The sequence below is a fragment of the Pseudomonas sp. LjRoot71 genome (assembly GCF_964253255.1).
Taxonomy (GTDB): Bacteria; Pseudomonadota; Gammaproteobacteria; order Pseudomonadales; family Pseudomonadaceae; genus Aquipseudomonas.
On sequence record NZ_CAXURA020000001.1, the window covers coordinates 2,257,802 to 2,281,708 of the forward strand.

The 23,907-nt window shown below is 62.6% G+C and carries 26 protein-coding genes; 11 read left to right on the forward strand and 15 right to left on the reverse strand.

Annotation, left to right across the window (positions count from 1 at the left end):
• Positions 1-36: 36 nt before the first annotated feature.
• The gene (locus tag ACSQ17_RS10705; protein WP_436068585.1) at positions 37-780 is read right to left on the reverse strand and encodes a hypothetical protein; all 744 of its coding nucleotides are present in this window, start codon (positions 778-780) and stop codon (positions 37-39) included.
• A 102-nt stretch (positions 781-882) separates the two neighbouring features.
• Positions 883-1,695 (reverse strand): helix-turn-helix domain-containing protein, encoded by an 813-nt coding sequence (locus ACSQ17_RS10710; RefSeq protein WP_436068586.1) that lies wholly within the window; start codon positions 1,693-1,695, stop codon positions 883-885.
• Between the two features lie 125 nt (positions 1,696-1,820).
• On the opposite strand from ACSQ17_RS10710, the gene ACSQ17_RS10715 reads away from it, so the two are divergent.
• Complete coding sequence (locus ACSQ17_RS10715; protein ID WP_436068587.1) at positions 1,821-2,252, forward strand: hypothetical protein; 432 nt, start codon at positions 1,821-1,823, stop codon at positions 2,250-2,252.
• On the opposite strand, the gene modC is transcribed toward ACSQ17_RS10715, so the two are convergent.
• The 6 genes from modC to hemF form a co-directional block, all read right to left on the reverse strand.
• Positions 2,235-3,377, reverse strand: a complete 1,143-nt coding sequence (gene modC / locus ACSQ17_RS10720) for a molybdenum ABC transporter ATP-binding protein (RefSeq protein ID WP_436068588.1) — start codon at positions 3,375-3,377, stop codon at positions 2,235-2,237. The two genes, ACSQ17_RS10715 and modC, sit on opposite strands and share 18 nt — an antisense overlap.
• Positions 3,374-4,066, reverse strand: coding sequence for a molybdate ABC transporter permease subunit (gene modB, locus ACSQ17_RS10725; RefSeq protein WP_436068589.1), 693 nt, complete (start codon positions 4,064-4,066; stop codon positions 3,374-3,376). The genes modC and modB overlap by 4 nt, the downstream gene beginning before the upstream one ends.
• Positions 4,067-4,121: 55 nt before the next feature.
• A complete protein-coding gene (gene modA / locus ACSQ17_RS10730; protein ID WP_436068590.1) occupies positions 4,122-4,880 on the reverse strand; it encodes a molybdate ABC transporter substrate-binding protein in 759 nt (252 codons plus the stop codon).
• A 160-nt stretch (positions 4,881-5,040) separates the two neighbouring features.
• Entirely contained in the window at positions 5,041-5,670 is a 630-nt protein-coding gene (locus tag ACSQ17_RS10735) for a class I SAM-dependent methyltransferase (protein WP_233685726.1), read from the reverse strand.
• 4 nt (positions 5,671-5,674) lie between these two features.
• The gene (gene aroE, locus ACSQ17_RS10740) at positions 5,675-6,499 is read right to left on the reverse strand and encodes a shikimate dehydrogenase (protein ID WP_233685727.1); all 825 of its coding nucleotides are present in this window, start codon (positions 6,497-6,499) and stop codon (positions 5,675-5,677) included.
• Between the two features lie 97 nt (positions 6,500-6,596).
• Positions 6,597-7,505: an oxygen-dependent coproporphyrinogen oxidase gene (hemF, locus tag ACSQ17_RS10745; protein ID WP_436068591.1), complete on the reverse strand. Its 909-nt coding sequence runs from the start codon at positions 7,503-7,505 to the stop codon at positions 6,597-6,599.
• Positions 7,506-7,687: 182 nt separating this feature from the next.
• On the opposite strand from hemF, the gene ACSQ17_RS10750 reads away from it, so the two are divergent.
• Positions 7,688-8,665 (forward strand): NADPH:quinone reductase, encoded by a 978-nt coding sequence (locus tag ACSQ17_RS10750; protein ID WP_436068592.1) that lies wholly within the window; start codon positions 7,688-7,690, stop codon positions 8,663-8,665.
• A gap of 87 nt (positions 8,666-8,752) precedes the next feature.
• On the opposite strand, the gene ACSQ17_RS10755 is transcribed toward ACSQ17_RS10750, so the two are convergent.
• The 3 genes from ACSQ17_RS10755 to ACSQ17_RS10765 all read right to left on the reverse strand — a co-directional run bounded on the left by ACSQ17_RS10755 (position 8,753) and on the right by ACSQ17_RS10765 (position 11,642).
• On the reverse strand, positions 8,753-9,310 hold the full coding sequence (locus ACSQ17_RS10755) for an L-threonylcarbamoyladenylate synthase (RefSeq protein WP_436068593.1): 558 nt from the start codon (positions 9,308-9,310) through the stop codon (positions 8,753-8,755).
• Positions 9,311-9,352: 42 nt separating this feature from the next.
• Positions 9,353-10,453 carry a DNA-processing protein DprA gene (gene dprA, locus ACSQ17_RS10760; protein WP_436068594.1) on the reverse strand — a complete coding sequence of 367 codons (1,101 nt, stop codon included), beginning with the start codon at positions 10,451-10,453 and terminating at the stop codon, positions 9,353-9,355.
• A gap of 163 nt (positions 10,454-10,616) precedes the next feature.
• Positions 10,617-11,642, reverse strand: a complete 1,026-nt coding sequence (locus ACSQ17_RS10765; RefSeq protein WP_436068595.1) for a LysM peptidoglycan-binding domain-containing protein — start codon at positions 11,640-11,642, stop codon at positions 10,617-10,619.
• A 152-nt stretch (positions 11,643-11,794) separates the two neighbouring features.
• Between ACSQ17_RS10765 and def the strand changes: the two genes are divergently transcribed.
• The 5 genes from def (at position 11,795) to ACSQ17_RS10790 (ending at position 16,488) form a co-directional block, all read left to right on the forward strand.
• On the forward strand, positions 11,795-12,301 hold the full coding sequence (gene def, locus ACSQ17_RS10770) for a peptide deformylase (protein WP_436068596.1): 507 nt from the start codon (positions 11,795-11,797) through the stop codon (positions 12,299-12,301).
• Positions 12,302-12,355: 54 nt separating this feature from the next.
• Positions 12,356-13,300, forward strand: a complete 945-nt coding sequence (gene fmt / locus ACSQ17_RS10775; RefSeq protein WP_436068597.1) for a methionyl-tRNA formyltransferase — start codon at positions 12,356-12,358, stop codon at positions 13,298-13,300.
• On the forward strand, positions 13,297-14,610 hold the full coding sequence (gene rsmB, locus ACSQ17_RS10780; protein ID WP_436068598.1) for a 16S rRNA (cytosine(967)-C(5))-methyltransferase RsmB: 1,314 nt from the start codon (positions 13,297-13,299) through the stop codon (positions 14,608-14,610). The genes fmt and rsmB overlap by 4 nt, the downstream gene beginning before the upstream one ends.
• 12 nt (positions 14,611-14,622) lie before the next feature.
• The gene (gene trkA / locus ACSQ17_RS10785; protein WP_233685736.1) at positions 14,623-15,996 is read left to right on the forward strand and encodes a Trk system potassium transporter TrkA; all 1,374 of its coding nucleotides are present in this window, start codon (positions 14,623-14,625) and stop codon (positions 15,994-15,996) included.
• A 162-nt stretch (positions 15,997-16,158) separates the two neighbouring features.
• Positions 16,159-16,488 (forward strand): hypothetical protein, encoded by a 330-nt coding sequence (locus tag ACSQ17_RS10790; RefSeq protein WP_436068599.1) that lies wholly within the window; start codon positions 16,159-16,161, stop codon positions 16,486-16,488.
• On the opposite strand, the gene ACSQ17_RS10795 is transcribed toward ACSQ17_RS10790, so the two are convergent.
• From ACSQ17_RS10795 to ACSQ17_RS10805, 3 genes are all read right to left on the reverse strand, one after another.
• Positions 16,485-16,754 carry a PilZ domain-containing protein gene (locus ACSQ17_RS10795; protein WP_436068600.1) on the reverse strand — a complete coding sequence of 90 codons (270 nt, stop codon included), beginning with the start codon at positions 16,752-16,754 and terminating at the stop codon, positions 16,485-16,487. The genes ACSQ17_RS10790 and ACSQ17_RS10795 overlap by 4 nt on opposite strands.
• Before the next feature lie 80 nt (positions 16,755-16,834).
• Entirely contained in the window at positions 16,835-17,722 is an 888-nt protein-coding gene (locus ACSQ17_RS10800; protein ID WP_436068601.1) for a lysophospholipid acyltransferase, read from the reverse strand.
• Positions 17,723-17,767: 45 nt separating this feature from the next.
• Positions 17,768-18,325 carry a DNA-3-methyladenine glycosylase I gene (locus tag ACSQ17_RS10805; protein ID WP_436068602.1) on the reverse strand — a complete coding sequence of 186 codons (558 nt, stop codon included), beginning with the start codon at positions 18,323-18,325 and terminating at the stop codon, positions 17,768-17,770.
• A 66-nt stretch (positions 18,326-18,391) separates the two neighbouring features.
• On the opposite strand from ACSQ17_RS10805, the gene glyQ reads away from it, so the two are divergent.
• The 4 genes from glyQ to ACSQ17_RS10825 all read left to right on the forward strand — a co-directional run bounded on the left by glyQ (position 18,392) and on the right by ACSQ17_RS10825 (position 22,833).
• Positions 18,392-19,339 (forward strand): glycine--tRNA ligase subunit alpha, encoded by a 948-nt coding sequence (gene glyQ / locus ACSQ17_RS10810; protein WP_233685741.1) that lies wholly within the window; start codon positions 18,392-18,394, stop codon positions 19,337-19,339.
• On the forward strand, positions 19,336-21,390 hold the full coding sequence (gene glyS, locus ACSQ17_RS10815; protein ID WP_436068603.1) for a glycine--tRNA ligase subunit beta: 2,055 nt from the start codon (positions 19,336-19,338) through the stop codon (positions 21,388-21,390). The genes glyQ and glyS overlap by 4 nt, the downstream gene beginning before the upstream one ends.
• A gap of 103 nt (positions 21,391-21,493) precedes the next feature.
• Positions 21,494-22,027 carry a D-glycero-beta-D-manno-heptose 1,7-bisphosphate 7-phosphatase gene (gene gmhB / locus ACSQ17_RS10820; protein WP_436068604.1) on the forward strand — a complete coding sequence of 178 codons (534 nt, stop codon included), beginning with the start codon at positions 21,494-21,496 and terminating at the stop codon, positions 22,025-22,027.
• A gap of 32 nt (positions 22,028-22,059) precedes the next feature.
• Complete coding sequence (locus ACSQ17_RS10825) at positions 22,060-22,833, forward strand: lysophospholipid acyltransferase family protein (protein WP_436068605.1); 774 nt, start codon at positions 22,060-22,062, stop codon at positions 22,831-22,833.
• A gap of 178 nt (positions 22,834-23,011) precedes the next feature.
• On the opposite strand, the gene ACSQ17_RS10830 is transcribed toward ACSQ17_RS10825, so the two are convergent.
• Complete coding sequence (locus ACSQ17_RS10830) at positions 23,012-23,776, reverse strand: substrate-binding periplasmic protein (protein WP_436068606.1); 765 nt, start codon at positions 23,774-23,776, stop codon at positions 23,012-23,014.
• Between the last annotated feature and the right edge of the window lie 131 nt (positions 23,777-23,907).

A 23,907-nucleotide genomic window follows, 5' to 3' on the forward strand; every position in this document is an offset into this window, starting at 1 on the left:
CAGTATCGCCGACGCGCAGCAGACCCATGACAGACCTCAGTACATCGCCATCCATTGCGTGGTCAGTGAGCGGGTATGGCGATACACGGTGATCGGCGCAAAGGGTCGACCCGAAGCGCTTTGCAGGGCGCTGCTCTGGCTATTGAGGTCGACCAGCGCGGCCTTGAGGTAATCCCAGCGGGTTTTCAACTTGCCCACCTGTGGGTCGGCCTTGCCATCCAGCGCGGCCAGTTGCTCATCCACCGACGGCACAATCTTGCGTTCATCCTGACCGAGGTAGGTGTCGGGCTGCTCGCGGGCGGTTTCGAAATTGCCGAAGTAGGCACGGCTGAGGTACTGCACCGAGAGGTATTCGAGCTTGGCGGACAGTTCGCTGTCAGCCGGCCCGGCCAGCTTGCGGGTTTCCTCGAGCACGCCGAGCAGGGCTTTGCTGAGGTCCTCGGGGTAGCGCCAGGGCATGTCATCTTCACTCGGGCCAAAGGCCACGCCACGGCGAATCTGCACCACCAGTTCCTGATGGGCACTGCGCAGGGCATCGCTGCTTTGCGGCAGGCTCTGCACGGCGGCGGCCAGGGCCTGCAGGTCAGTTTCCAGGGCGTCCTGGTGTTTCTTTTGGAAACCCTCACCGCGTAACAGCATCAGGCTGCTGGTAACCCGGCTGGCCTGCACCTGAACCTGTTCCTGGGGGGTAACGGCCTGGGCAAAGGTCAGCGGCGAGAGGCCGGCGAACAACCCGATAACCGCGAGCAATAGCGAGCGAGACAGCGTTATAGAACGCATACGTGGTGTGCTCCTTATTATTTTTGTGAGCAGTGCTGAACGAGGTCAGCTTATACAAACGCGCGCAACAGGGTACTGCACTGAATAGGGGATAAAAGCAGCCTAAAGAGTGATTTCGTCGGAAAGATGCGTCGATTCGGCCAAGTCACGCAGGTACTGCGCGCTGAAGGCATCGGCCGGAAAGAAGGTTTCCAGCGCCAGTTCCGCCAGGGTGATGTCGTTGGCGGTGCCAAACACCGTGGTGGTACCGATCAGGCTGACCACGCCCTGCTCGCTGGCAAACTGCAACGGCATCAGCACCGTGTCGCTGTCGAAATGCGCGGGCGCCGCCGGTCCTGGATAGGCGTTCAGCTCATCGCACAGCGCGTGCAACTGAGCATCGCCGCTGGCCTGAAAATCGCGCTGCAACCGCGCCAACAGGTAGGCGCGCCAGGCGCCCAGGTTGACGATACGCGGTGCCAGCCCTTGCGGGTGCAGGCTCAGGCGCATGACATTGATCGGCGGCATCAGCAGTTCAGGCGCAATGCCCTGCAGAAAGGGCGCGAGGGCACTGTTGGCCGCCAGCAGGTTCCAGTGACGGTCGATGGTCAGTGCCGGGTAGGGCTCGTGGGCCTTGAGCAGCAGGTCGATGGCGCTGCGCGCGGCCGCCATGGCTGGCTCGGACAGCGCATGCTGAGTGAACAGCGGCGCATAGCCGGCAGCGCTGAGCAGGCGATTGCGTTCGCGCAGCGGAATGTCCAGCTGCTCGGCGAGCAACAGCAGCATCTCGCGGCTGGGCTGGGCGCGCCCGGTTTCAACAAAGCTCAGGTGGCGCGTGGAAATTTCAGCCTCGCAAGCGAGGTCGAGCTGGCTAAGACGACGATGCTGGCGCCACTGGCGCAGCAGAGCCCCGACGGGCTGGATTTGACTGTTCATGGGCATCGACGATAGACCAGCCACGTCATGGCGGCCATTACCTGCGAGGTAATCGACGTAACGCACAGATCGGCGAAATCTAAGTGCAAGCCGCTATTTCGACGGTTCTTTACGGAGACTTCGCCATGACCACCTTGCAACCTTCGCTGTTACTGCGCCGTGCCCTGCTCGCCGATGGCCTGGTCGGCGTGATCACCACGGCGCAACTCCTGCTGCTGGCTGACTGGCTCAGCAGTCTGTTGGCCCTGCCGGGTGAATTCCTCTTCGGCGTTGGCGTGGTGCTGATTTCGCTGGTGGCCTTTCTGCTCTGGCTATCGCGCCGTGAAAGCATGGCGCGGGCAGCGGTCTACACGGTGATCGGCCTGAATGCGCTATGGGTGGTGCTCAGCCTGCTGGTGCTGCTCAGCGGCTGGTTCACACCGAACGCGCTGGGCTACGCCTTCGTGCTCGTCCAGGCTGTTGTGGTGCTGGTGTTTATCGAGCTGGAGTGGCTGGGGCTGAAGCGCTCGCAGCTTGTCGGCGGAGAGTTTGCCCCGGCATCAGTGAGTGCTCAGTAACGACACCGACTTGACCTGTGCCCAGAGAGACTGCTCGCGCTGGATCTGCAGGCGGTCGAAGGAGTAACGGGTGATGCGGGCGATCAGTTGCTCGCCGCCCACCTGCACACGTACCAGCACGTGAGCCTGCTCGGCAACGTTGATCCAGTCCACTACTCGCGCTGGCAAGAGGTTAAGCACGCTGCTGTCCTCGGCCTGTTGCAGGCTCAGGCTGACATCGCGTGCCTTGACCTTGATCCGCACCGACTGGCCTAGCGGCAGCGGCCCGTGGGGCAAGCGCAGGTTGATCTGGCTATCCGGCAATTGCAGGTAGAGCAGCCCGTAGGCATGGTCATGGGCGGTAACTACGCCATCAACCACCGCCTCCGCATCGTCCTCGAAGACAAACGGCAGGTCGGCGCGCAGCAGGGTTTCCTTTAATGGGCCACTGGCGCTGACCTTGCCGTCCTCCAGCAACACCAGATGATCGGCCAGGCGCGCCACCTCATCCGGCGAGTGGCTGACGTAGACAATTGGAATCTCCAGCTCCTGATGCAGGCGCTCCAGATAGGGCAGCACCTCCTGCTTGCGCTTGAGATCGAGGGATGCCAGCGGCTCATCCAGCAACAGCAGGCGCGGGCTGGTCAGCAGGGCGCGGGCAATGCCTACGCGCTGCTGTTCGCCGCCGGACAACTTGCCTGGCAAGCGCTCCAGCAGATGCTCAATGCCGAGCAATTCAACCGCCTGCTCCAGGGCAATCCGCCGCTGCGCGGTGGGGATGCGCTTCAGCCCGTACTGCAGATTGCGCCGCACGGTGAGGTGGGCAAACAGATTGGCATCCTGAAACACGTAACCTACGGCGCGTTGATGCGCTGGGACGAAGATGCCCTGGGCGCTGTCCTGCCACAGCTCACCGTTGACTTGCAGGTAGCCTGCGCTCGGCTGATCCAGCCCGGCAAAACAGCGCAGGCAGCTGGTCTTGCCCGAGCCAGAATGGCCGAACAGCGCGCTGACGCCGCGACCGGGCAGGTTCAGCTCAACATCCAGGGTGAAACCGGCATGCTCCACCTTGAAACGCGCCTGGATTTCACCCGCCCCGGCGACTGTACGAATCGCCGGATTGCGCCGCGCCAATGGCCAGATCATTGCCACACCCGCGTGCTGCTGCGCCCGCTGCTTCGACCAGAGTAGAGCGCCAGCAGCACGATAAAGGAAAACAGCACCATACCGCCCGCAAGCCAGTGAGCCTGGGCGTACTCCATGGTTTCCACATGGTTGTAGATCTGCACTGACGCCACTTGGGTCTTGCCGGGGATATTGCCGCCAATCATCAGCACCACGCCGAACTCGCCCACGGTATGGGCAAAACCGAGAATCGAAGCCGTGATAAAGCCCGGCTTGGCCAGCGGCAGCACCACCGTGAAGAACGCATCCCAAGGCCCGGCGCGCAGCGTCGCCGCCGCCTCCAGCGGGGTACGGCCAATCGCCTCGAAAGCGTTCTGCAGCGGCTGCACGACAAAGGGCAGGGAATAGAACACTGAGCCGATCACCAGCCCGGTAAAGGTAAACGTCAGGGTGCCGAGGCCGAGGCTCTGGGTCAGTTGGCCGATAAAACCATGCGGGCCCATGCTCACCAGCAAGTAGAAACCAATCACCGTCGGCGGCAGCACCAGCGGCAGCGCGACGATCGCACCAATCGGCTGCTTCCAGCGCGAACCCGTGCGCGCCAGCCACCAGGCAATCGGTGTACCGATCAACAGCAGCAACAAGGTGGTCAGCGATGCCAGCTCAAGCGTCAGCAGGACCGCAGCGAAATCAGCTTTGCTCAGTGGCATTGCACAAACCTTTCAATGACAGATGCAGCCCGGATGCACTCCGGGCTACGACAGCTTAGAGCTGATAACCGTAGGACTTGATGATCTTGGCCGCCTTTTCACCTTTCAGGTACTCGGTCAGGGCTACAGCGGCCGGGTTATGTTCGCCCCTCTTGAGGATCAGCGCATCCTGCTTGATCGGCGTGTGCATCTGCGCCGGTACCATCCAGGCCGAGCCACTGCTGAGTTGGCCGTCCTTGTACACCTGCGACAGCGCGACAAAGCCCAGCTCGGCGTTGCCGGTGGCAATAAACTGATGCGCCTGGGTGATGTTCTGCCCTTCGACCAGTTTGTCCTTGACCGCCGCACTCAGGCCCAGCTTGTCCAGCACTTCGGTGGCCGCCAGGCCGTAGGGCGCAGCTTTCGGGTTGGCGATCGCCAGGTGTTTGTACTGATTGGCCTTGAGCACCGCATCACTGCCATCCAGGTAACCCGGCTTGGCTGACCACAGCACCAGGCTGCCAATTGCATAGGTAAAACGCGAGTCGCTGACACCCAAGCCGTCGTTGTCGAGCTTGGCCGGGGTGCTTTCATCGGCACTTAAAAACACCTCGAACGGCGCACCGTTCTGAATCTGCGCATACAGTTGGCCAGTGGCCCCGAAGGAGGCAACCACGCTGTGCCCGGTATCCTTCTCAAACTCGCTGGCAATCGCCTGCAACGGCGCAGTGAAGTTGGCGGCCACCGCCACCTGAACCTGCTCAGCCAGGGCGTGGCTGCTGAATGCAACGGCGGCGAACAGGCTGACTAAGTGTCGGGAAAAAACTGTCTTCATCCAGAACTCCTTTGCAGTCCATTGTCAGCTTATGAACCCATATCGCTATATACAAAAAGATACAGCGAATAAATCGTTCATACGAGCTAGGCAAATGCACTGCGATCATCCAATGGGGGAGATGGGCATCCTTGAAGAATCAGACTCGCAAGTCAAGTTTTTAACTGCGGCTACGCCAGACGCTGGCCAGCCAGGGCTGCTGGTCACGCGGTAAGCCGGCTGGACGATAGTAGTGCTGCAGCTCGCTGAAGCCGGCCGCATTGAGCAACACGCGCCAGTTGGCCAGGTCGTGATAGGCGCCGTAGCGCTCACCATTCCAACCTTCCTGGTTATCGCCACGGGGGTTGGAGCTGAACAGCACGCCGCCCGGCTTGAGAGTGGCATGCAGTTGCTTGAGTACCCGCGGCAGTTCCTGGCGGGGGATATGAAACAGTGAAGCATTGGCGAACACGCCATCGAAGCGTTCAGGCGGCAGGTCGAGGGCAAGAAAATTCTGCTGCCAGGCCTCGCAGCCACTGTCGGCGCGGGCCATTTCGATAAAGCGCACGCAGCCGTCCAAACCAACAGCACTGTGGCCCATGGCGCTGAACGTGCGCAGATCGCGCCCCGGGCCGCAGCCAAAATCGAGAATCTGGTAGGGCGCAGTGGCCTGAATATGCGTGAGCAGGGCGGCAATATTCTGGCTGACATCGTGGTCGCGAGTGCCTTCACGAAAGTCTTCGGCGCAGTCCTGATAGTGGCGCAGGGTCAGCGCGCTGATCTGCGCCAGGTCATCCGCGCTCAACCCCACGGTTTCAACCCTCAGCCAGCAGGCGGCGCAGTTCGGCCAATACCGGCGCGCTGGCCGGGCGCACGCCGCGCCAGAGGAAGAAAGCTTCGGCGGCCTGCTCGACCAGCATGCCCAGGCCATCCAGGGTACGTGCCGCACCGTGCTCGGCAGCCCAGCGGTTAAAGGCGGTCAATTCCTTGCCGTACATCATGTCGTAGCACAGGGTATGCCCCGGCTGGATCAGACTGGGGGCAATCGGCGGCAACTCACCAGCCAGGCTGGCCGAAGTGCCGTTGATGATCAGATCCACCGGCGCGTCGATCCAGTCATAACCGCTGGCCACCACGGGGCCCAGGTCGGCAAATTCGCGGGCCAGTTGCTCGGCCTTCTCCACCGTACGGTTGGCAATCACCAGCGCCGCCGGTTGCTCGGCCAGCAACGGCTCCAGCACCCCACGCACCGCGCCACCCGCGCCAAGCAGCAGGATGCGTTTGCCCTTGAGGCTTACACCGGCATTCACCGTCAGATCACGTACCAGGCCGGCGCCGTCGGTGTTGTCACCGAGCAGGCTGCCATCGGCAAGTTTCTTCACGGTATTCACCGCGCCGGCCCGGCGCGCGCGCTCGGTAAGTTCGTCGCAAAGGCGAAAGGCCTCTTCCTTGAACGGCACAGTGACGTTGCCGCCCAGGCCTTCGGCGAAGAAGGCGCGTGCATTCGCGGGGAAGTCGTCCAGCGGTGCCAGGCGTGCCTGATAGTCGAGCACCTGGCCGGTCTGCTCGGCGAACAAGCGATGAATCAGCGGCGATTTGCTGTGACCAATGGGGTTACCGAAGACGCAGTAGCGATCCATGAATGATCCTTGAAAACAGTTGCCGGCTTTGTACGTGTAGGGTGCGCCGTGCGCACCGGATTGAATTGCAGAGTGGTGCGCATGGCGCACCCTACGCTTACGCCAACCAGTCACGATCCGTGAGGAAGTACTCGGTCAGGCGCGCCTCTTCGCTGCCCGGCTGCGGCTTCCAGTCGTAGCCCCAGCGCACGTGTGGCGGCAGCGACATCAGGATCGATTCGGTACGCCCGCCCGATTGCAGGCCGAACAGCGTGCCACGGTCGAACACCAGGTTGAACTCGACATAACGGCCTCGACGGAAGGCCTGGAACTCACGCTCGCGCTCGCCGTATGGGGTCAGCTTGCGACGCTGCACGATGGGCAGATAGGCCTGGATATAGGCGTCACCGATGGCGCGCATAAAGGCGAAGCTGGTGTCGAAATCCCACTGGTTCAGGTCATCGAAGAACAGCCCGCCAATACCGCGCGGCTCGCCCCGGTGCTTGAGGTGGAAGTAGCGATCACACCACGCCTTGAACTTCGGGTAGACCTCGGCACCGAACGGTGCACAGGCGTCATGGGCGACCTGATGCCAGTGCCGGCAGTCTTCTTCATTGCCGTAGTAGGGCGTCAGGTCGAAGCCACCGCCAAACCACCACACCGGCTCCTCGCCTTCCTTCTCCGCGCTGAAGAACCGCACGTTGGCGTGGGAGGTCGGCACGTAAGGGTTTTCCGGGTGGATCACCAGCGACACGCCGAGGGCCTCAAAACCACGCCCGGCCAGTTCCGGCCGATGCGCACTGGCTGAAGGCGGCAGGCTGTCGCCGAATACGTGGGAGAAATTCACGCCGCCCTTTTCGATCAGCGCGCCGTTCTCCATCACCCGCGTGCGGCCGCCACCGCCGGCCGGACGCTGCCAGGCATCCTCAAAGAACTCAGCGCCGCCATCTTCGGTTTGCAGGGCAGAGCAGATACGGTCTTGCAGATCCAGCAGGTAGGCTTTGACGGCCTCAGTACGGTCACTCACGGCGGCACCTTGAAAACGGGTAAGGCCAGGCGGCACGTGGCCGCGGGGAAAAATGGGTGGCCAGCATACCATCTGCCACCCCAAGGCCGCAGTTGACGGCGGTCAATGCAGACGATTGGATAACGGCACCTTTGTGCCCGTGCGGGCATCATCCGAGCATTTAATCGCGGAAGACTTTGAAAATGGCCAAGCGTATCCAGTTCAGTCGTCACGGCGGCCCGGACGTCCTTGAATACACCGACTACAACCCCGCCGCCCCAGGCCCGAATGAAGTACGGGTGCAGAACCAGGCCATCGGCCTGAACTTTATCGACACCTATTTCCGCAGCGGTCTGTATACGCCGCCAACCCTGCCGTCTAGCCTGGGCACCGAGGGTGCGGGGATCGTCGAGGCAATGGGCTCGGCAGTCAGCGGCTTTCAGGTCGGCGACCGCGTTGCCTATGCCACCGGACCGCTGGGTGCATACAGCCAACTGCATGTGCTGCCGGCCGAGAAGCTGGTCAAGCTGCCAGATGCGATCAGCTTCGAGCAGGCGGCCGCTGTGATGCTCAAGGGGCTGACTGTGCAGTACCTGTTGCGCCAGACCTTTCCGCTGCAAGGCGGCGAAACCATCCTGTTCCATGCCGCTGCCGGGGGTGTTGGCTCTTTCGCCTGCCAGTGGTCGAGGGCACTTGGGGTCAAACTGATCGGTACGGTCAGCTCAGCGGAAAAAGCCGCGCAGGCCAAAGCGCAGGGCGCCTGGGCGACCATTGATTACAGCCATGAAAATGTCGTCCAGCGCGTGCTGGAGCTGACCGATGGCAAGAAGTGCCCGGTGGTCTACGACGGCGTCGGCCAGGACACCTGGGAAACCTCGCTGGACTGCGTGGCACCGCGCGGCCTGCTGGTCAGCTTCGGCAATGCGTCGGGCACGGTCACCGGCGTCAACCTGGGCATCCTCGCGCAAAAGGGCTCGCTATTCGTCACCCGTCCGACCCTGGCCAGCTACGCCGACACGCCTTCCCGGCTGCAAAGCATGGCGGACGAACTGTTCGCCATGATTGCCAGCGGCCAGTTGCAAGTGGAGATCAGCAACCGCTATGCGCTCAAAGACGCCGCCCTGGCGCAAACCGCCCTGAGTGCACGGCAAACCACCGGCTCGACCATTCTGCTGCCGTAGACCGTCTGCTAAACCGTCGCGGCTGAAGCCCCTCCCACAGCTGGGGGGTATCTGCGGGAGGGGCTTTAGCCGCGAGCTTGTACTGCTTCAGGACGGACGAATCACATCCCCACTGATCAGGTCGCGAATCAGGCTCGGGTTCTTGCGGCCGCCCAACGCCCCACCCAGCACCATATCCAGCTGACCCGGAAAATATTGCTCGACCCGCAGACGCGACCGCGCAGACGGACGGCCTGCCGGGTTGGCCGACGTCGATACCAACGGCCCGGTCAGACGGCACAACGCACGCACTTGCGGGTGATCACTGACGCGCAGAGCCACACTGCTGTGCTGGCCGCTGATCCACTCGGGCAGACGATTCTGGTGGGGCACCAGCCAGGTATTGGGACCGGGCCAGCTTCCCGCCAGGCGCGCCAGCCAGATTTCCGGCAGATCGTCGAGGAGGAAGTCGAACTGTTCGATATCGGCGGCCACCAGAATCAATCCCTTGTGCACGGGACGCTCCTTCAACGCCAGCAGGCGCTCAACCGCCTCGTCATTCCAGGGGTCACAGCCCACCCCCCATACTGCCTCGGTCGGATAAGCGATCACGCCGCCGTGACGCACCACCCGTGCGGCCTGTTGTATCTGCCAGTTGCTGACCATGTACTGCTCTCCACTGAACGCCTGGCGGGCAGTGTATCCAAGCTAAAGCGCGCGGCCCACCCAACGACCCGCTTCACAGGCTACCTGGCCCTCCAACTCCAGCTCGGTCAGCGCGGCCAATACCTCGGCCAGCGACCAGCCACTGGCCGCCACCAGCGCTTCACTGCTATGCGGTGCGGCATGTAGCAGCACCAGCAATGGGTGATCGGCCGGTGTCGGCCCGGCCACAACAGCTACCGGCGGCTGCGCTTGCCAGCCACGCAGGGCCTGTAGAATATCTTCGATGCTTTCCACCAGAGTGGCGCCTTCGCGAATCAGCTGATGGCACCCACGCGCACCAGGATGGTGGATCGAACCCGGAATCGCATACACCTCACGGCCCTGTTCGGCAGCCAACCGTGCAGTGATCAGTGAACCACTGGATGGGCTGGCCTCCACCACCAGCACGCCCACGGAAAGACCGCTGATAATCCTGTTGCGCCGGGGAAAGTTACTCGCCTGCGGCGGACAGTCCAGCGGCAACTCGGACACCAGCGCGCCACCCCGGGCGACGATATCGGCTGCGAGTTGCTTATGCCGCGCCGGATACAGGCACTGCAAACCGGTGCCAAGCACCGCCACCGTCTTACCATTGGCATCCAGTGCGCCCTGGTGGGCAGCACCATCAATGCCCAGGGCCAGACCGCTGGTAATCACAAAACCACCGCCGGCCAAGCTGCGGGCAAAGCTGTGTGCGGTATCGAGCCCCGGCCGCGAAGCACGTCGGCTCCCCACCATGGCCAGCTGCGGTTGCTCAAGCAACGTCGGCTCACCGGCAATGAACAACAGCGGTGGGGCATCCACCAGCTCGGCAAGCAAACCGGGATACGTTGCCTCATCCCACATCAGCAGGTGGTGTGTGTCGTTATCCAGCCAGGCCAGGCTCTGCGCCGCGCGTTCACGTACCTCGGCGCAGCGGCGTGCGTCGCTGCACACCTGTGGTAAGCCCAGTGAGCGCCAGGCACTGGCCGGCGCACTGAGTGCGGCAGATGCACTGTCGAAGGCACGGAGGAGTTTACGGAAGCGCCGTGGACCAAGCTCCGGCAGGCAGTGCAGACGCAGGCGGGCTTCCAGTTCAGCGGGGGAGACGGCAGAGTGCGACATACAGATCATCCTTGATCGGTCGCGCCGCACAGGCGGCAGGAAAGTAAGACAGCAATAAAAAATTGCTGGGAGCAATTTTTAACGTCGCGACGCGACGGCCCGCAGGGCGGCGGCCAGGCATGACACGCCATAAAAAACCCCGCATCTGCGGGGCTTCTCGGTGTTACGGGTTACGCACTTTGTCCAGGATCGCCAACGAGCGCGAGGCCCCCAGCACCAGGCCATAGCTGAGCTTGTCGTAGGTGCGGAAGACCATCAGCAGGCCTGCACGCTCATCCGGAATCTTCACCGACTCGCCGGTTACGCGGTCACGCACGGTTTCGCCGGTTTTGTAGATGGCCAGTACGTTGCCTTCCTTCAAGCCATCACGGGCACCCCTGTTGATGGTCACCACGTCGAACTGACCGATCTGGGTCACGCCGCGCGGCACATCGAGGATCACACCATTGACCTCACCAGCTGGCTCGCTCGGCATAAAGGTCGAGTTGATCGGACGCTCTTCAGTGGCGAACAGGCGGTCGCCAAGGCGCACTTCCTGAGTCGAACGGGTCAGCACCATGGTGCCGACATCACCTTCTTCGGCAACGATCTCACCGGAGCCGATATCATCGGCGTTGATCCCGAGGAACTCCTGGGTATCCGGATCGATATAGGTTTTGCCCTGGCGGAAGATGCCATAGGCCGGCGCGGCCTGGTCGAATTTGCCACGGGCATACACGCGATCACCCGCACCGCTGACCACCCGCTCGGCATTGCCGGCCACGATATAAGGCGCGCCCTGGAACTGCTCGGGGGTATCGACAATGCGGTTGACCAGCAGGAAGCTGTTGATCGCCTCCAGCGGAATTGCCGGAATGGCTTCAGCCATCGGCGTGCTGCGAATCTGCGGCGACAGCTTGATGGTGCCGCGCGACTCACCACGGTTGAGCATCAGGCGCGGCTGGCCGTCGATGTACACCAGGCTCAGTTGGTCGCCCGGATAGATCAGATGAGGGTTTTCCACCTGCGGGTTGGCGTGCCAGATTTCTGGCCACTTCCACGGCTGACTGAGAAATTTTCCGGAGATATCCCAGAGGGTGTCGCCTTTGACCACGGTGTAACGGTCTGGGTGACCGTCCTTGAGTTGCACTTCGGCCTGGGCCAAGCCGCTTGCGGCAAGCAGCAGCAGGGCGAGTAGTGATTTCCTCATGCGGTGAATCCCTTTATTATGTGTCTTCACGTGGAGCGCCCTAGCGCCGCGACGAAACCCAGTCGTGCTGCGGCGTGAAGCCGTTTTTCAATGCTGCTCATCATCTTAGCAGCGGATTTTGACTTTATTCCACAAGTGCATCACAAACGCATATGGCGATCCTGAATATCCTCGAATTTCCCGATCCGCGCCTGCGCACCATCGCCAAGCCGGTGGACGTAGTCGACGACGCCTTGCGTCAACTGATCGATGACATGTTTGAAACCATGTACGACGCACCGGGCATTGGCCTGGCTGCGACGCAGGTCAACGTGCACAAGCGCGTGGTGGTGATGGACCTGTCCGAGGACAAGTCCGAGCCACGGGTGTTTATCAACCCCGAGTTCGAGCCGCTGACCGAGGAAATGGATCAGTACCAGGAAGGCTGTCTGTCGGTACCGGGCTTCTACGAAAACGTCGACCGCCCGCAGAGGGTCAAGATCAAGGCCCTAGATCGTGATGGCCAGCCCTATGAGCTGATCGCCGAAGGCCTGCTTGCCGTATGCATACAGCACGAATGCGATCATCTCAACGGCAAGCTGTTCGTCGATTACCTGTCTACGCTCAAACGCGACCGGATCAAGAAGAAGCTGGAAAAGCAGCACCGCCAGCAGGCTTGAGCCACATCATTACAAAGGCTTGCTGCGGCAAGCCTTTTTCTTTAGCGAGCCCCCATGACTGAAGCACTGCGTATCGTGTTTGCCGGCACCCCGGAATTCGCCGCCGAGCACCTCAAAGCGCTGCTCGACAGCCCACACCAGATCATCGCCGTATACAGCCAGCCGGACCGCCCGGCCGGGCGTGGGCAGAAACTTACGCCCAGCCCGGTCAAGCAGCTCGCTCTGCAGCATGACATCCCGGTTTACCAGCCGCAGACCCTGCGCGACCCTGCCGCACAAGCCGAGCTGGCGGCGCTCAAGCCCGACCTGATGGTGGTGGTGGCTTACGGCCTGATCCTGCCGCAGGTGGTGCTGGATATTCCGCGCCTGGGCTGTATCAACAGTCACGCCTCGCTGCTGCCACGCTGGCGTGGTGCTGCGCCGATCCAGCGCGCGGTCGAAGCCGGCGATGCTGATTCCGGCGTTACCGTGATGCAGATGGAAGCCGGCCTGGACACCGGGCCGATGCTGCTCAAGGTCAACACACCCATCTCAACCGGAGACACCGGCGGCAGCCTGCACGACCGCCTCGCCAGCCTTGGCCCTCAGGCCGTGATTCAGGCCATTGCCGGCCTGGCCGACGGCACGCTCAAGGGCGAGGTGCAGGACGACAGCCTGGCCACCTACGCGCATAAGCTGAACAAAGATGAAGCGCGCCTGGACTGGAGCCGACCGGCCGTCGAACTGGAGCGCCTGGTACGCGCCTTTAACCCCTGGCCGATCTGCCATAGCACCCTCGCTGGTGACGCCCTGAAAGTACATGCCGCCGAGTTGGGTGAGGGCAGTGGCACTCCAGGCAGCATTTTGGCTGCCGATAAGTCCGGCCTGACCGTGGCCTGCGGCGAAGGCGCGCTGCGCCTGACCCGCCTGCAATTGCCCGGCGGCAAGGCGCTGGCCTTCAGCGACCTGTACAACAGTCGCCGCGAGCAGTTCGCCACCGGCCTGGTGCTGGGCGCATGAACCCACGTCTGGCCGCCGCACGCGCCCTGGCCAGCGTGCTGGCTGGCAAGGCTTCGCTGGGCAGCAGCCTGCCGCCCCTGCTGGACAAGGTCGAGCCGCGTGACCGTGGCCTGGCCCAGGACCTGGCCTTTGGCACTGCACGCTGGCAACCACGCCTGGCGCTGATCGCCGAGAAGCTCCTGCAAAAACCCTTTAAAGCGGCCGACCGGGATGTCGAGGCGCTGCTGCTGATCGGCCTGTACCAGCTGTTCTACAGCCGCATTCCCGCCCACGCTGCCATCGGTGAAACGGTGGCCTGTGTCGACAAGCTGAAGAAACCTTCGCTCAAAGGCCTGCTCAATGCCGTGCTGCGCAATGCCCAGCGCGACGGCGAAAGCATTGTCGCCAGCCTCGACCGTGATCCGGTGCTGCATACCGCCCACCCGCGCTGGCTGCAGAAGGCCCTGAAAGCCCAGTGGCCGGAACACTGGGAAAGCATCTGTGCCGCCAACAATGCTCATCCACCGCTGATTTTGCGGGTCAACCGCCGTCTCGGCAGCCGCGATGACTACTTGGCCGAGCTGCGCCGGGTCGGCTTTGACGCCGAGCCTTGCACCTTCAGCCGTGATGGCATTCGCCTGCTGCAAGCCTGCGACGTGACCACCCTGCCGGGCTTTGCCGAAGGGCGTGTTAGCGTGCAGGACGAAGCCGCGCAACTGGCCGCCGCACTACTCGATCTGGCGCCCGGCCAGCGCGTGCTGGACGCCTGCGCCGCGCCCGGCGGCAAGACCTGCCACCTGCTCGAAGCCGAACCAGGGTTGAGCGGCGCAGTGGCGGTGGATCTGGAAGAAAAACGCCTGGTGCGCGTACGCGAAAACCTCCGGCGCCTTGGCTTGCATGCCGAACTGTTCGCCGCCGATGGCCGCGACTTGGCTGCCTGGTGGGACGGCAAACCGTTCCAGCGCATTCTGCTCGACGCGCCGTGCTCAGCCACCGGGGTGATCCGCCGTCACCCGGATATCAAACTGACCCGCCAGGCCGATGACATTCCCGCCCTCGCGCAGCTGCAAGGCGAACTGCTGGACAGTCTGTGGCAGACCCTGGAGGTCGGCGGCATCCTGCTCTACGCCACGTGCTCGGTGATGCCCGCAGAGAACAGTGACAACATCGCCGCGTTCCTCGCCCGCACCCCCGGTGCTCGCGAGCTGGATATCGGCGGCCCGTTCGGTGTGCAAACGCACCACGGTCGCCAGCTCTTCCCGCAAGTAGACGGCCACGACGGCTTTTACTATGCCAAGCTGATCAAAGTCGCCGCGACTCCCCGCGGCTAACGGAGCGATCCTGTGAAGATCATCATTCTCGGTGCCGGCCAGGTCGGTGGCACCCTGGCGGAACACCTGGCCAGCGAAGCCAACGACATCACCGTGGTCGACACCGACGGTGACCGCCTGCGTGACCTCGGCGACCGCCTGGATATCCGCACCGTGCAAGGCCGTGGCTCGTTCCCCACGGTGCTGCGCCAGGCCGGCGCGGACGACGCCGACATGCTGGTGGCGGTGACCAACAGCGATGAAATCAACATGATCGCCTGCCAGGTGGCCTACAGCCTGTTCCATACGCCAACCAAGATCGCCCGGGTGCGTGAGGCGGCCTACCTGACCCGCAGCGGCCTGTTCAGCAACGAGTCGATTCCGGTCGACGTGCTGATCAGCCCCGAGCAGGTGGTGACCAACTACATCAAACGCCTGATCGAATATCCCGGTGCCTTGCAGGTCATCGACTTCGCCGAAGGCAAGGCGCAGTTGGTAGCGGTGCGCGCTTACTACGGCGGCCCGCTGGTCGGGCAGCAGCTGCGTCAGCTGCGCGAACATATGCCGAATGTCGACACCCGTGTCGCAGCGATCTTCCGTCGCAACCGGGCGATCATGCCGCAGGGCGACACGGTGATCGAAGCCGATGACGAAGTGTTCTTTATCGCGGCCAAGGCGCACATCCGTGCGGTGATGAGCGAAATGCGCCGCATGGAAGACAGCTACAAGAAGGTGGTGATCGCCGGTGGCGGGCATATCGGCGAACGCCTGGCCGAAGCCATTGAAAGCCGCTATCAGGTGAAGATCATCGAGATGAACCCGGCGCGCTGCCGCTACCTCTCGGAAACCCTCGACAGCACCATCGTGTTGCAAGGCAGTGCCTCGGACCGCGACCTGCTGGTGGAAGAGAACATCAGCGACGCCGACATCTTCCTCTCGCTGACCAACGACGACGAGGCCAACATCATGTCCTCGTTGCTGGCCAAGCGCCTCGGCGCGCGCAAGGTGATGACCCTGATCAACAACCCGGCCTACGTCGACCTGGTGCAGGGCGGCGAGATCGACATCGCCATCAGCCCGCAGTTGGCCACCATCGGCACCCTGCTGACCCACGTGCGCCGTGGCGATATCGAAAGCGTGCACTCCCTGCGCCGTGGCGCAGCCGAAGCCATCGAGGCCATCGCCCACGGTGATGCCCGATCGAGCAAGGTGGTCGGTCGCGCCATCAAGGACATCGCCCTGCCGCCGGGCACCACCATCGGCGCGATCATCCGCGACGAAGAGGTGCTGATCGCCCACGACGTCACGGTGATCGAATCCGGCGACCATGTGATCCTGTTTCTGGTCGACAAGAAATACATCCGTGACGCCGAGCGGCTATTCCAGGTCGGCCTGACCTTCTTCTAAGAACCAGTCTCGGATCTGCTGCGCGTCGGCGATACTGCGTTAGAAATGGCCTCGGGCTGCTCATTTACAGCCAGTAAACTCCGCGCCCTCGGCCATTTCTGCCTTGTCTCGCTCTAGCTCGCGAGCTCCGAAACAGGTTCTAAACGGTAAAGGGAATATTCGATGAGCACTGAAGCCCTGGAGAAGATGCTGGCCAAGGGGATGGACAACGCCCTGCTGCGCTTCGGCCTGGGCAAGGGCTATCTGGATGCCGGTGAGCTGGAGCGCGCGACTGAGCACTTGCAGCACTGCGTGCAGTTCGATCCGCAGTATTCCGCTGCCTGGAAGCTACTGGGCCAGGCGCTGAACAAGCAGGGCTTGCAGGATCAGGCGCGAACAGCCTGGATGCAGGGCTTGCAGGCGGCAGAACAGAAGGGCGACAAGCAGGCCGGCAAAGAGATTGCGGTGTTTCTCAAACGGCTGGACAAACTCGCCCAGAAGCCCGCCGACTAGTCGTTCTGGATAAAGCGCAGGCCAACGCCCAACGGCTCAACGCGCACCACTTCCAGGGTGAGGATCGGTGCCTCCATCGGCAAACCCTGTACCTGGCCCTGTACCTGCTCGCCCATGGCCAGCGTGTTTTGTGCCTGATCCATCAGCACATACACACCGCATTCGGAAATATCCCGGGTGGTGACCATCAGCTCGCCGTGCACCGGGTGGTCGATGCGCAGGCGTACCTTGAGGGGGGTGCGGACATTCTTTCGACTATTGCTCATGCGTCGTCCGTTCGAGTTGTTCTTGGCAGACTAGTCGAGAGCCGACCCCACCTGCAACTTGAGTCCGCTCTACGACCGTCTCAATACCACTTGGCTTCGCCATCCGGACGCTTCTTGAAGCGCTTCATGTTCCACATATATTGGCTGGGCGCCTGCCGCACCTGCTTTTCGATGCCCTGATTGAGCGCAGCTACCGCCGCCTCGATATCTTCGCCGTAGAGCGCGTCTGGCGCCGCTTCGATAACCACACGGTAACCACTGTCATCGTCCAGCCTCAGGGCGTGCATAAATACCGCTTCAGCCTTGCGATCCTTGACCAGCGACGGCACAAATTTGCTGGTCAGCGCCGGTACCCCGAAGAAGGGCACGAATACACCGCTGGAGAGGCTTGGCTCCGGGTCGGCGGCAATCCCCGCGACACCGCCTTTGCGCACCTGTTTGATCAGGCTGAGAATGCCTTCCTTGGTCGAAGGCGCCAGGCTGTTGCCCAATTGCACACGCTGTTTGACCAGCAGCTCATCGACGGCCTTGAGCTTGATCGGCCGGTAGAGAATGATCGGTTGGCACAGCGAGCAGACGTACTGCAGCAGCACTTCCCAGTTCCCCAGGTGGCTGCTGATCAACACCACGCCCTTGCCGCTGTTCAGGGCATCTTGCAGCACGTGCATGCCCTCAACCTGCTTGATCAGACCGAGGGTCTTGTTGGCGGGCCAAATCCAGGCGCAGGCGCTTTCGGTCAGGGTCTTGCCGATATCCCGCAGGCTTTCGCCCACCAGACGTTCACGCTGATCCGCCGGCAGGTGGGCAAAACAACCGGCCAGGTTGATCCGGGTCACTTCACGGGAACGGTTCGGCAGCTTCCACATCAGCCAGCCAATCGCCGCGCCCACCGCCTGCACCGCTCGCCATGGCAGCAGGGCAAACAGGCGCAGAAACCCCACCACCAGGGCACCTTTGAACTTTTCCACAGGCAACTCCAGCCGATCAAAAGGCGCCCATTGTAACCGCCTGCGCTAGCGGGCGTTGAGTTGCGCGTAGCGGTCACAGTCGGTGGTGTGATCCATGACCATGCCGCTGGCCTGCATATAGGCGTAACAGATGGTCGGGCCGACAAAGGTGAAACCGGCCTTCTTCAGCGCCTTGCTCATTGCTTCGGCTTCCGCTGTCACCGCCGGCACCTGGCCGCGTTCGCTGAAATGGTTGATCTTCGGCGCGCCGCCAACAAACGACCAGAGCAACGCCACCGGGTCCTCCAGCTTGAGCCAGGCCTGAGCGTTCTTGCGCACAGCCTGGAGCTTGAGGCGGTTGCGGATGATGCCGGGATCCTGCATCAGGGTGTCTTCGATGTACTCGTCGCTGAGTACCGCCAAACGCTGCACATCGAAACCGAACAGCACCTTGCGGTAGTGTTCGCGCTTCTTCAGCACGGTGATCCATGACAGGCCCGCCTGAAAGCCCTCGAGCAGGAGCAATTCAAACAGCACCTTCGGGTCACGTTGCGGTACCCCCCATTCTTCATCGTGGTACGCCTGATACAGCGGATCGTCAGAACACCAAAAGCAGCGTGGCATGCGGGTTTTCCTGAGCTTCGGTATACTCGCGGACTTTCTGAAGCCGCCAAAGTACGGGTGAAATTTGTGAGCCAGACTACGCCTGCCGTGCGCACCTTCCAAGACTTGATCCTCGCCCTGCAACAGTACTGGGCCGAGCAGGGCTGTGTGGTGTTGCAGCCCTACGATATGGAAGTTGGCGCGGGCACCTTCCACACCGCCACGTTTCTCCGTGCCATCGGCCCCGAGACCTGGAACGCCGCCTACGTGCAGCCTTCCCGTCGTCCGGCCGACGGCCGTTATGGCGAAAACCCCAACCGCCTGCAGCACTATTACCAGTTCCAGGTGGTGCTGAAACCGAACCCGGAGAACTTCCAGGAGCTGTACCTCGGCTCGCTGAAAGCCATCGGCATTGACCCGCTGGTGCACGACATCCGCTTCGTTGAAGACAACTGGGAATCGCCGACCCTCGGCGCCTGGGGCCTGGGTTGGGAAATCTGGCTCAACGGCATGGAAGTCACCCAGTTCACCTACTTCCAGCAGGTCGGTGGTATCGAGTGCTACCCGGTGACCGGCGAGATCACCTACGGCCTTGAGCGCCTGGCCATGTACCTGCAGGGCGTCGATTCGGTGTATGACCTGGTGTGGACCGACGGCCAGTTCGGCAAGGTCACCTATGGCGATGTGTTCCACCAGAACGAAGTGGAGCAGTCGACCTACAACTTCGAGCACGCCAACGTCGACAAGCTGTTCGAGCTGTTCGACTTCTACGAGTCGGAAGCCAACCGCCTGATCGAGTTGGAGCTGCCGCTGCCGACCTACGAGATGGTGCTCAAGGCTTCGCACACCTTCAACCTGCTGGATGCGCGCCGAGCCATCTCGGTGACTGCACGTCAGCAATACATCCTGCGCGTGCGTGCGCTGGCCCGTTCGGTGGCGCAGAGCTACCTGCAAGCGCGGCGCAAACTCGGCTTCCCGCTCGCCACCCCCGACCTGCGTGATGAAGTATTGGCCAAGCTGGAGGCTGCAGAATGAGTGCGCACGATTTCCTGGTAGAACTGGGCACCGAAGAGCTGCCACCCAAAGCCCTGAAAACCCTCGGTGAAGCCTTCCTGGCCGGCATCGAGAAAGGCCTCAAGGCTGCAGGCCTTGGCTACAGCAACGTGCGCTACTACGCGGCACCGCGTCGTCTGGCCGTGCTGGTGGAGCAACTCGCAACCCAGCAACCGGACCGCACCGTCAATCTCGACGGCCCGCCCGTACAGGCTGCGTTCGACAAGGACGGCAACCCGACTCAGGCCGCGCTGGGCTTTGCCAAGAAGTGCGGCGTCGAGCTGGGTCAGATCGACCAGAGCGGGCCAAAGCTCAAGTTCAGCCAGAGCATTCCGGGCCAGGCCGCTGCCGGTCTGCTGCCGGCCATCGTCGAAACTTCGTTGAACGAGTTGCCGATTCCCAAGCGTATGCGCTGGGGCGCGCGCAAAACCGAATTCGTCCGCCCAAGCCAGTGGCTGGTGATGCTGTTCGGTGACGAGGTGATCGACTGCGAAATCCTCGCCCAGCAAGCCGGCCGGGTTTCCCGTGGTCACCGCTTCCACGCCAACCATGACGTGCGTATCAGCGCACCAGCCAACTACGCCGAAGACCTGCGCAGCGCCTATGTGATTGCCGACTTCGCCGAGCGCCGCACACAGATCGCCGCACGCGTTGACCAGCTCGCCGCCGAACAGCAGGGCACGGCCATCGTGCCACCTGCGCTGCTGGATGAAGTCAGCGCCCTGGTCGAATGGCCGGTGCCGCTGGTCTGCTCCTTCGAAGAACGCTTCCTCGAAGTGCCGCAGGAAGCGCTGATCACCACCATGCAGGACAACCAGAAGTACTTCTGCCTGCTCGATGGCAACGGCAAGTTGCTGCCGCGCTTTATCACCGTGGCCAACGTCGAGAGCAAAGACCCGGCGCAGATCATTTCTGGCAACGAGAAGGTCGTGCGCCCACGCCTGACCGATGCCGAGTTCTTCTTCAAGCAGGACAAGAAGCAGAAGCTGGAAAGCTTCAACCAGCGCCTGGCCAACGTGGTGTTCCAGGCCCAGCTCGGTTCGGTCTACGACAAGGCCCAGCGCGTCTCGGCCCTGGCCGGCTTTATCGCCCAGCGCATCGGCGGCGACGCCACCCGCGCGGCGCGTGCCGGCATCCTCTGCAAGTGCGACCTGGCCAGTGAAATGGTCGGCGAATTCCCGGAAATGCAGGGCATCGCCGGTTACTACTACGCCAAGCACGACGGCGAAGCCGAAGACGTCGCCCTGGCGCTGAACGAGCAGTACATGCCGCGCGGTGCCGGCGCCGAGCTGCCGAGCACCCTCACCGGTGCCGCCGTGGCCCTGGCCGACAAGCTGGACACCCTGGTCGGCATCTTCGGCATCGGCATGCTACCCACCGGCAGCAAGGACCCGTATGCCCTGCGTCGTGCCGCGCTGGGCGTGCTGCGCATCCTGATCGAGAAGCAGCTGGATCTGGACCTGGCCGAGGCTATCGCCTTTGCCATCGCCCAGTTCGCTGACAAGGTCAAAGCCGACGGCCTAGCCCCACAGGTGCAGGACTTTATCTTCGACCGCCTGCGTGCGCGTTATGAAGACGAAGGCGTCGACGTGGCCGTGTACCAGGCCGTGCGTTCGGTCAGCCCGACCTCGCCACTGGACTTCGATCAGCGCGTGCAAGCTGTGCAGGCGTTCCGCAAGCTGCCCGAAGCCGAAGCCCTGGCGGCTGCCAACAAGCGCGTATCCAACCTGCTGAGCAAGGCCGAAGGCCAGATCGCCGCCAGTGTCGAAGCCCATCACTTCGACAACCCCAGCGAGTTTGCCCTCAACGCCGCCATTCAGCAGGCCGAGCACGCGGTACAACCGCTGGCTGCCGCACGCCAGTACAACCTGGCGCTGAGCCAGCTGGCTAACCTGCGCGAGCCGGTGGACGCCTTCTTCGTGGCCGTACTGGTCAACGCCGAAGACCCTGCCGTACGGGCCAACCGCTACGCGCTGCTGGCCAAGCTGCGCGGCCTGTTCCTCGGCGTCGCGGATATCTCGGTATTGGGTTAAGTCGATCGTAGGATGGGTGGAGCATGGCGATACCCATCACCTGAATACGATGGGTTACGCCGCCTTGCGGCTAACCCATCCTACTGAGCCTCAAGTCACCTCCATGAAACTGCTGATTCTCGACCGCGACGGCGTGATCAATTACGACTCCGACGCCTATATCAAAAGCCTCGACGAATGGCTGCCGCTGCCTGGCGCAGTGGAGGCCATCGCGCGCCTGTCGCAAGCCGGCTGGACCGTTGCCGTGGCCACCAACCAGTCGGGCATCGCCCGTGGCTATTATGACCTCGCCACCCTGGACGCCATGCATGCCCGCTTGCGTGAGCTGGTAGCGGAGCAGGGCGGTGAGCTGGGCCTGGTGGTCTACTGCCCGCATGGCCCGGATGAAGGCTGCAACTGCCGCAAGCCGAAACCCGGCATGCTCGAACAGATCGCGGCGTACTATGGCGTAGCACTCAAAGGCGTGTGGTTTGTTGGCGACAGCAGCGGTGACCTGAGCGCAGCGCAGGCCGTCGACTGTCAGCCTGTTTTGGTAAAGACCGGCAAGGGTGAACGCACGCTGACCAAGCCATTGCCAGCAGGCACCCTGGTATTCGATGATCTGGCGGCAGTCGCCGCTCAGCTACTCCACATATAAAGCAGGCTCTGCCTGCGACGGTAAAGGCTCCCATGTCGACAGTGCAGACCATCAGAACTTTCTTCTTCTACCTGCTGCTCTCTTCCAGTTCGTTCTTCTGGTGCATTCTCAGCGTCTTCGTTGCACCCTTCCTGCCCTTCCGCGCCCGCTATCGTTTCGTCATTCAGAACTGGTGCCGCTGCGCCGTTTGGCTGGCCAAGGTGGTGGTCGGCATCCGTTACGAGATCAGGGGCCTGGAGAACATCCCGGAGCAGCCCTGCGTGATCCTGGCCAAGCACCAGAGCACCTGGGAAACCTTCTTCCTTTCCGGCTTCTTCGAGCCGCTGAGCCAAGTGGTCAAACGTGAGCTGCTCTACGTACCGTTCTTTGGCTGGGCCATGGCCATGCTCAAACCCATCGCCATTGACCGCAGCAACCCCAAAGCGGCGCTCAAGCAACTGGCCAAGCAGGGTGCCGAACGCATCGAGCAGGGCGCCTGGGTGCTGATCTTTCCGGAAGGTACGCGTATTCCGCCAGGGCAGATGGGCAAATTCTCCCGCGGCGGCACGGCGCTGGCCGTCAACTCCGGCCTGCCGGTACTGCCGATCGCCCATAACGCCGGCGAGTTCTGGCCCAAGCAGGGCTGGCGCAAAACCCCCGGCACCATCCAGGTGGTGATCGGCCCGCTAATGCACGCCGAAGGCAGCGGCCCCCGCGCGATCGCCGAGCTCAACGAGCGCGCCTTTGCCTGGGTGCAGCAGACTCAGCAACAGATTTCCGGCGTGCCCATGCAAAGCGCGCTAGCAGAAACCTCCGAAGCTATCTGATCGTCACGACGGCTGCGGCTGCGGGGGAAATTCCTCCGGGCCGCCTTCTCCCAGAGCAACTTATTCAACTCATTGGCTTTTAGTTGAACGCCGGGCTTGGCTGTGCGTCCTGATCGCGCGGTGGAAGGCCTGCTCAACCGGCCTGCTTCGCCGCAGCGCTCTTTTCCTACTTCGTGCGTTACTGGGCGGCCTGCACCACTGATACGCCATAGCGTCTGGCGATCTGCTCCAGCACACCCTGAGCGGCCAGTTCGCCGAGGGCCCGGTCAAACGCCTGAAACTGCTCGAAGCTGACCTTCTTGCGCGAAAAGCCGACGCCATAGGCAACACTTTCCAGCTGGCCGAGCTGACGCACATTGCGCAGCTGATCCCAAGTGATCAGGTGGCGCGCCACGTCGCGGTTGAGCACCACAACCCCATCCCGGCCAAAACGCCCGACCTCCAGCATCAGCAACAGACGCTGATTGTTGGCCACCGTCTCGATCTGCACATCCGCTACGCCGCGCAATGCCCGCTGCAAAACCAGCAGCGTTCCCGAAGGCCCGTAGACACCGACCCGGCGGCCACCGAGATCCGCCGCCTGCAGATTGCGTTGGGTACTGTTGAGCGGCCCGTAGATGTCGTAGCGCGACTCCACCAGCATGCGGCTGATATAGAAGGCCTGCTCGCGCTCGGGCGCCCGGATCACCGTGAAAATGCCGTCTACCAGGCCTTCCTCACCCATCCGCAGGGCCCGTCCCCAGGGCATGACATCAATGCGGCACTGCTCGCGCAGATGCGCGCAGGCCGCCTGCACCATCTCCGTCACGGCCCCGGCAGGGGGCTTGCCTCCGCGCGAAAAGGTAAACGGCGGGAATTCTTCCGTGGCGAATTGCCATTGCTGAGCAATGGCCGGCGCGCCCCACAACAGACAACCGAGTAACAGGCAGACCCTCAGTTGCATCACGCTTCTCCATTGCGTTGTTGATCTAAGCGGCGTGCCCGGCCGGCAGTCCGGGGATTAGCCATGGCAGGTGAACGCAGCACAACTGCCACCACTGGCCAATCATCTTCTGCCGCCAATCGCCATGAATC